The 6,961-nt window shown below is 46.8% G+C and carries 9 protein-coding genes and 1 rRNA gene; 2 read left to right on the top strand and 8 right to left on the bottom strand.

Going from position 1 to position 6,961, the window contains the following annotated elements; genetic code table 11:
- Positions 1 to 120, bottom strand: a 16S ribosomal RNA gene (locus tag MO387_RS15305); the annotation flags it as partial.
- A gap of 586 nt (positions 121 to 706) precedes the next feature.
- On the opposite strand from MO387_RS15305, the gene MO387_RS15300 reads away from it, so the two are divergent.
- Entirely contained in the window at positions 707 to 1,255 is a 549-nt protein-coding gene (locus MO387_RS15300) for a gamma carbonic anhydrase family protein (RefSeq protein ID WP_012586351.1), read from the top strand.
- A gap of 120 nt (positions 1,256 to 1,375) precedes the next feature.
- On the opposite strand, the gene MO387_RS15295 is transcribed toward MO387_RS15300, so the two are convergent.
- Both MO387_RS15295 and aroE read right to left on the bottom strand, forming a co-directional pair.
- Positions 1,376 to 1,651, bottom strand: coding sequence for a DUF1488 domain-containing protein (locus MO387_RS15295; RefSeq protein WP_006083787.1), 276 nt, complete (start codon positions 1,649 to 1,651; stop codon positions 1,376 to 1,378).
- A 5-nt stretch (positions 1,652 to 1,656) separates the two neighbouring features.
- Positions 1,657 to 2,505 carry a shikimate dehydrogenase gene (aroE, locus tag MO387_RS15290; protein ID WP_107946154.1) on the bottom strand — a complete coding sequence of 283 codons (849 nt, stop codon included), beginning with the start codon at positions 2,503 to 2,505 and terminating at the stop codon, positions 1,657 to 1,659.
- A 153-nt stretch (positions 2,506 to 2,658) separates the two neighbouring features.
- On the opposite strand from aroE, the gene MO387_RS15285 reads away from it, so the two are divergent.
- Entirely contained in the window at positions 2,659 to 3,096 is a 438-nt protein-coding gene (locus MO387_RS15285; protein ID WP_012586348.1) for a group II truncated hemoglobin, read from the top strand.
- A gap of 34 nt (positions 3,097 to 3,130) precedes the next feature.
- On the opposite strand, the gene hemF is transcribed toward MO387_RS15285, so the two are convergent.
- From hemF to dprA, 5 genes are all read right to left on the bottom strand, one after another.
- On the bottom strand, positions 3,131 to 4,039 hold the full coding sequence (gene hemF, locus MO387_RS15280) for an oxygen-dependent coproporphyrinogen oxidase (RefSeq protein ID WP_107946153.1): 909 nt from the start codon (positions 4,037 to 4,039) through the stop codon (positions 3,131 to 3,133).
- A 25-nt stretch (positions 4,040 to 4,064) separates the two neighbouring features.
- Complete coding sequence (locus MO387_RS15275; RefSeq protein WP_107946152.1) at positions 4,065 to 4,631, bottom strand: L-threonylcarbamoyladenylate synthase; 567 nt, start codon at positions 4,629 to 4,631, stop codon at positions 4,065 to 4,067.
- A gap of 126 nt (positions 4,632 to 4,757) precedes the next feature.
- Positions 4,758 to 5,321, bottom strand: coding sequence for a topoisomerase DNA-binding C4 zinc finger domain-containing protein (locus MO387_RS15270; RefSeq protein WP_107950094.1), 564 nt, complete (start codon positions 5,319 to 5,321; stop codon positions 4,758 to 4,760).
- Between the two features lie 119 nt (positions 5,322 to 5,440).
- Complete coding sequence (locus MO387_RS15265) at positions 5,441 to 5,914, bottom strand: DUF494 family protein (RefSeq protein ID WP_006083793.1); 474 nt, start codon at positions 5,912 to 5,914, stop codon at positions 5,441 to 5,443.
- Between the two features lie 2 nt (positions 5,915 to 5,916).
- Positions 5,917 to 6,933, bottom strand: coding sequence for a DNA-processing protein DprA (gene dprA, locus MO387_RS15260; RefSeq protein WP_199908774.1), 1,017 nt, complete (start codon positions 6,931 to 6,933; stop codon positions 5,917 to 5,919).
- Positions 6,934 to 6,961: the final 28 nt, after the last annotated feature.

Genomic DNA, 6,961 nt, shown 5'->3' with positions numbered 1-6,961 from the left:
TTACTCACCCGTCCGCCGCTCGCCACCTCAGGAGTAAACTCCCTTGTGCTGCCGCTCGACTTGCATGTGTTAGGCCTGCCGCCAGCGTTCAATCTGAGCCATGATCAAACTCTTCAATTAAAGTTTTTTGCTTCCGTCTTACGACTTCAGCGGCTCAATGAATTCTGATTTTTTTTGTTTCTCGCACTCCTTATAAAAGAAGGGCTGAAACAAACTGTACATATTGCTATGAACACTCTTCATCATTGATTTAATTCTTTGACTACCAACCCTAAGGTTAAGCAGTTTCGATTAACTCAACACCTGTGAGTGTCCACACAGATTTCTTGTTTTATCTTGTTAAAGAGCAACTCAATATTCGTAAGAGAACTTGAGTACCACACTGAGCGCCGAACGCTTCCAGTTGGCTAGGGCTGCGTATTCTACGCATTTCCCGTTTCGCGTCAAGGAGTTTTTTCAAATTCTTGCTGCGATTGAATTAATTGCCATTCTCAACAGAGAGTAAGCCATTCAATTCAACCTAACTCGTCAGCTTGCTTTCGCTGTCTGCCGTGTCAGTGGATGCGCATTATAGGGAGATTGAGAAAGTGCGCAACCCCTATTTTTAAGATAATTGTCATTTTCTCACTGTTCGTTGGATATTTGACCTGACCAGCTAGTTTTTAACCTTTATAATGCAAAAAACCACTCAATTAGGGACTTTTCTATGTCAGGGCCACTCAGAACTTACCAAGGTATTCATCCTCAATTAGGCAATAATGTGTATGTAGATGAAGCTTCGGTGCTTGTTGGCGATATTGCGTTAGATACTGATGCCAGTATTTGGCCTATGGTGGCGGCGCGTGGTGATGTTAACCATATTCGTATTGGTAAGCGCTCTAATGTGCAAGACGGTAGCATATTGCATGTGACGCGTAAGTCAGCTGCTCGTCCCGATGGTCATCCACTGATTATTGGTGATGATGTGACTATTGGTCACAAGGCGATGCTTCACGGTTGCAAAGTCGGTAACCGAGTATTAGTGGGCATGGGCGCGATTATTCTTGACGGTGCGATTTTAGAAGATGATGTGATCTTAGGTGCGGGCTCTTTAGTGCCACCGGGCAAGGTATTACAGAGCGGCTATTTATATGTAGGCAGCCCAGCTAAGCAGGCTCGTCCATTAACACCTGCCGAAATTGCCTTTTTGCCAGAATCTGCCGACAACTATGTCAGACTGAAAAACGAGTACTTAGTTGAGTTACAAAACATCTAGTCAGTTAGCGTTAGTCGCTTAGTATCGCTATATAAGAAAGGCGGCAGAGACTCATTCAGTCTCTGTCGCCTTTTGCTATTTATTGATTCAAAAACTGGTCCACTGAAACTCGCGATGAAGCTAGCCTAAGCGAACTGCGCCAAACTCATCAAACTCTTCGGCTTCGATTAAGTCTTCTGCCATTTCTTCGGCGTCAAATCTCACCGCATCAAACAATGCCAGCATAGCAGCCGCTTCATCGGTGCTCGGCTGTTCAGAGAAATCATTCAGCTCACGTAATTTAGCAGCACTGATATAGCACTTGATGTTCATCCCCTGCGATTGCGCCATAAAACAGATTTGCCCTTGGGCATCGTCCCAATATTGCAGATCGGGGAAAAGAATACTTTGATTCATGCTTCCTACTTAGGCTCTGCCATTAGTTTGTCCCGCAAAAGCGTCAACACCACTTTGGTGTCGGGCTCAACACCTCGCCATAAGGTAAAACTCTTAGCCGCTTGTCCGACTAACATACCTAGCCCATCAATGACTCTCGCAGCACCTTGGGAGAGTGCCCATTGGTTAAACGCGGTGACCGAGGCGCCATACATCATGTCATAACAAACGGTTTGGGTGGTGATGATATGTGCTGGCAAAGGTGGCAACTCGCCCGCAAGGCTAGCCGAGGTTGAATTGATGATGATATCGAACTCGCCCGCAAGCTCACTCATTTCTACGGCGGTGACTTTACTCGCGTAAGCGCCGTTATCCACAGAAGTAAAGATATCGACCAAATGCTGCGCCTTTGCGTGAGTGCGATTGCTGATGGTCAGCTGCGCAATTCCCGCATTTAATAACGGCAGAATACAACCGCGCGCCGCGCCACCAGCGCCAATGATTAACACGCGCTTATCTTGCAAGCTACCTAAGTTAGCGATGAGATCGGCCACCAGCCCTAAGCCGTCGGTGTTATCACCGCGAATAGTGCCATCGGCCAATAAACTTAAGGTGTTGACTGCGCCAGCGAGTTTGGCTTCTGGGCTAATACTGTCACACAGCGCAAAAGCTTGCTCCTTAAAAGGCACTGTCACATTGGCGCCCTTGCCGCCCGCATTGAAAAACGCCGTCAATGAGGCTTCAAAACCATCGACCGGAGCAAGAATGGCTTCATAGGTTAATGACTCTTGGGTGGGCGCGGCAAATTGTCCATGGATGAACGGCGATTTACTGTGGCTAATTGGATTGCCAAACACTGCGTATCTGTCTGTCATTGCGATATGAAATTTTAGGTTCGATGGCTTTGCAGTCTACCGCGCTTTTGAGCCCACGCAAGACGAATTATGCTCAACTAAATTTCACGCTAGGTTTCACGCTATAATGCGCCATCGGCTCAATACACTCTACTTTAGTGAACGACTATTCCAATGAACTGGCTTAAAAAGATTTTTAGTAAACACACTCCGCCGCAGGATGATCGCGATCCGAGTCAATCTAACGCCTATGACTTAATCGGCGGCGAGAAGGTGATCCGCGCGATCACTAAATGTTTTTATCAGAAAATGGCAAGCTCAACAGAGACGACAACACTGCTTGCCATTCATAGGGCGCCCATTGCGGAGTCAGAGCAGAAGTTGTTTGAATTTTTAAGTGGTTGGCTCGGTGGACCGCAGCTTTATCAGCAAAAATATGGTCATCCCGCATTGCGAGCACGACACATGCATGTCGATATTGATGAGGCAATGCGCGATCAATGGCTGTTTTGTATGAAGTTTGCGATTGAAGAGAATATTAAAAAGCCAGAGCATCGAGCCGCCATTTTTGAGGCGATTTCAACTCTGGCCGATCATATGCGTAATCAATAAAGTGGATATGGCATCCACTTTTTATGATTAACGGCTAAACCCAGTCGCGGGGTTTGAGGTAGTTATCGTACAAATCTGCCTCTGGGCTTCCCGCCTCTGGTGTATAAGCATATTGCCAACGCACTAATGGCGGCATCGACATTAAGATAGACTCGGTACGTCCACCTGTCTGCAGACCAAACAGCGTGCCTCTGTCGTAGACTAAGTTGAACTCAACATAACGACCACGGCGATAGAGTTGGAACTGACGCTCACGCTCACCGAACTCAGTATCTTTACGACGCTCAACAATCGGCGCATAGGCCGTTAAGAAGCCATTGCCCACGGCTTGCATAAAGCTAAAGCTTTGATCGAATCCTGCTTGATTCAAGTCATCGAAAAACAGTCCGCCCACACCGCGGGTTTCATTACGATGCGGCAGGAAGAAATACTCATCGCACCATTTCTTATACTTGGGATAAACCTCATCCCCGAAAGGCGCACAAATATCCTTAGACGTCTGGTGCCACTCGCGCACATCTTCTTCAAATGGATAATAAGGCGTTAAGTCAAAACCACCGCCAAACCACCACACAGGATCAGCACCCTCTTTTTGAGCGATGAAGAAGCGCACATTGGCGTGAGTCGTCGGGATATAAGGATTGTTAGGATGGATCACTAAAGACACACCCATAGCCTCAAAACTGCGACCCGCCAGTTCTGGGCGATGCGCCGTTGCCGACGCCGGCATAGCGGCGCCAGTCACATGGGAAAAGTTAACCCCAGCTTGCTCGAATACTGCACCTTGGGTTAATACTCGGCTCGTGCCACCACCGCCTTCGGCGCGGGTCCATGAATCGGCGGCAAACCTTGCTTGGCCATCCAGAGCCTGTAAACCGGCACAAATTCGGTTTTGTAAATCGAGTAAAAACGCTTTTACCACTGCAGCATCAGGCACACTCATCTTGTTATCCTTATTATTGGTTTGCTCATTGTCCATTTCGTAAAATTTTGCCGCTTCGTGCATCGATAATGGTCGAGGGCTGACGTTGTTCGCCGAGTTCGCCTAATACCAGTGCATCGATTTTACCGGTAAAATCAGCGAGGATTTCAGCGGCAGTTAATGCGGGATCTTCACCTGCAAGGTTAGCACTGGTCGACACTAAAGGTTTATTAAGCGCGCGGCACAGGGCTTGTACCCCAGCATGGGCCGACACTCGCACTGCGATAGAGTCAAATTCGCCACAGAGGTATTTTGAAACATGCGCTTTGATTGGCATAACAAAGGTAAAAGGCCCTGGCCACTTGGAAAATGCAAATTCGAGCTGCTCAGCCGTTAATTGCGATTTATCAACATAAGCTAAAAGCTGCTGAAAATCACTGGCGACTAAGATCAGTCCTTTCTGCCATGGGCGCTGTTTTACCGCCAATAACTTTTGGATAGCAGTGTCGTTATCTGGGTCGCAACCAAGGCCATAAACCGCCTCGGTTGGATAAGCGATAACGCCACCTTGAAGAATGATGTCTTTTATATCGGATGGGTGTAGCTGCAACATTATCAAATCACCTTATGCGTCTTATCAGTTTTTGTCATTACCCGAATCTTCGCCGCCCCATCTAACGGTCGGTTGGGGATTATACTCAAGCCGCACTAAGGCAACAAATATTATGCAATGGCCTCGCTACAAGGGGCGCTTGTACTTGCAGGTTTTTTGCGGACATTCTAAACGCATCCCCGCCGCACCTTTACGCTCGACTAAGATCCCAAAACCACAGCTAGGGCAAGCTTCAGCAACCGGAGGATAATTCACAATAAACTTGCACTTAGGGTAAGCGCTGCAGGCATAAAAACTCTTTCCGAAGCGGCTCGTTCTGTGCTCCAGTTTACCCGTTTTGCATTTTGGGCAAGGGATGTCAGGCTTGTCACCCGCTTGATCCTGTTTTTCAATGTGTGTGCAGCTAGGATATTGAGTGCAACCGATAAAGATCCCAAATCGACCAGACTTTACCGCCAGCTCGTGGCCACATTCAGGGCATACAGAACCTTCAATCACTTGAGTTTCAATGGATTCGTGCTGAACTAAGGGACGAGTGTAATTACAGCTAGGGTAATTATTACAGCCAATAAAACCGCCGTGCTTACTGTGTTTGACCGATAACTCGCTGCCACATTCAGGGCAAAGTTCGTATTCTTTTTCCAGTGCGTGTTCGTGGGCACTAAATAATTGTTCATCAATCTTAGACATAATCATTCACCACCTGTCGTAGCGCATTAGGATATCAAGCGCAGTGCCATCAAGGAATTTATGGCATCAAAAAAGGAGGTCTTAGCCTCCTTTCTCTCATAATTCATCTTTCACAACGATTAAGAATGTAGTCGGCCTTCTGGCTGTTCGAAGATTAAATCTTCCATTTGCTCATAAGCGGACTCATGACCAGGAGCGTTAAACAACACCATTAAGATAACCCATTTGAGATCTTCTAAAATCAGGGTTGGCTCATCCAACTCCATGACTCTATCGATTACCATTTCACGGGTTTCGACATTCAGCACTTTAACTTGCTCTAAAAACAGCAAGAAACCGCGGGATTCCACATCCAGCTTGTCCATTTCGTCCTTTGTATAGATACGAAACGAATGCTGATCGTGATTACAAAGATAAGGTTTATCCCCTTCTTGTAATTCTGCTAAGCGCTCTAACCAAGTTAACGCTTTTAAAATCTCGGATTGATGAAATCCGGCACGAGTGAGTTCCTTGGTTAACTCGTCTTCATCAACTAGTAGTTCAACTTCACTGTGAACATAGTTTTCAAATAGATACATGAGGATATCAAACATGGCTAGCTCCTCTTTACTCTGACGTAACCACCGGGTACTGCAATCACCCAACCTTGCAACTCAAGTTCAAGCATTTGTTCTAACACCAGATCTATCGTTTTCCCACTATGTTCAACTACTGCATCAATGGATGTAGTTTCATAACCTACACTAGCTAACAGAGACGAAAATGGCAAATTACAAATCTCGCCTTGCTGTATATGGTGGCATAACTTCAATTCTTCAAGGTGGTAAGCGGTTAAACTTGCCAACTCCTCCACTATATCGGCGGCTGTTTCCACAAGTTTTGCCCCATCACGTAATAAATCATGACAGCCTTGATGGTAACCGCCCAAGATTGAGCCCGGAACGGCAAATACCTCACGCCCTTGCTCCATCGCCAACCTAGCTGTGATTAAAGAACCGCTTTTACGACAGGCTTCAACCACAAGAGTCCCTAAAGAAAGACCGCTAATAATCCGATTTCGTTTCGGGAAATTCCCCGCAAAGGGACCGACATCTGGCCAAAACTCGCTAAGTATACAGCCTTGCTGCTGAATATCATGATAAAGCTGCCGATGTTTTCGTGGATAAACAGTCTCAATACCAGTCCCGAGCACAGCAACAGTTCGCCCTTGATGTTCAACACAGGCTTTATGGGCAGCGCCATCAATCCCCATCGCCATACCGCTGCAGATACCAAATCCCATTGAGGACATCTCCGCAGCCAGCTGATAAGCGACCTGCAATCCGCCAGGTGAAGCATTACGACTGCCGACAATTGCAAGATAAGGAAGGGCTAACGCCTCCAAACAACCTTTAACGAACAGAACCACGGGCGGATCTGAGAGTTGTTTTAATAACGGCGGATAAAGCGGATCGGAGAAACAAACAAGATAATTGTCAGCTGCTTGCTGCTGCCATTCGAGGGCGACATCGACTTTTTGATAATCAATAGCAAGACTATGGAGCAGATGGTCAGATAAAGGTAGCGCTTCTCTCTCGTGCTCTAACCTTTGCCTGAGGTCGTCCACTTCCATGTGCGTTAATAATTGTTGGATCCGAGCG

Origin of the sequence: Shewanella sp. N2AIL (genome assembly GCF_022690845.1) — a bacterium.
Lineage (GTDB): Bacteria > Pseudomonadota > Gammaproteobacteria > Enterobacterales > Shewanellaceae > Shewanella > Shewanella baltica.
The sequence above is the reverse complement of the archived record's forward strand: the minus strand, read 5'-3'. Positions and strand labels throughout refer to the sequence as shown.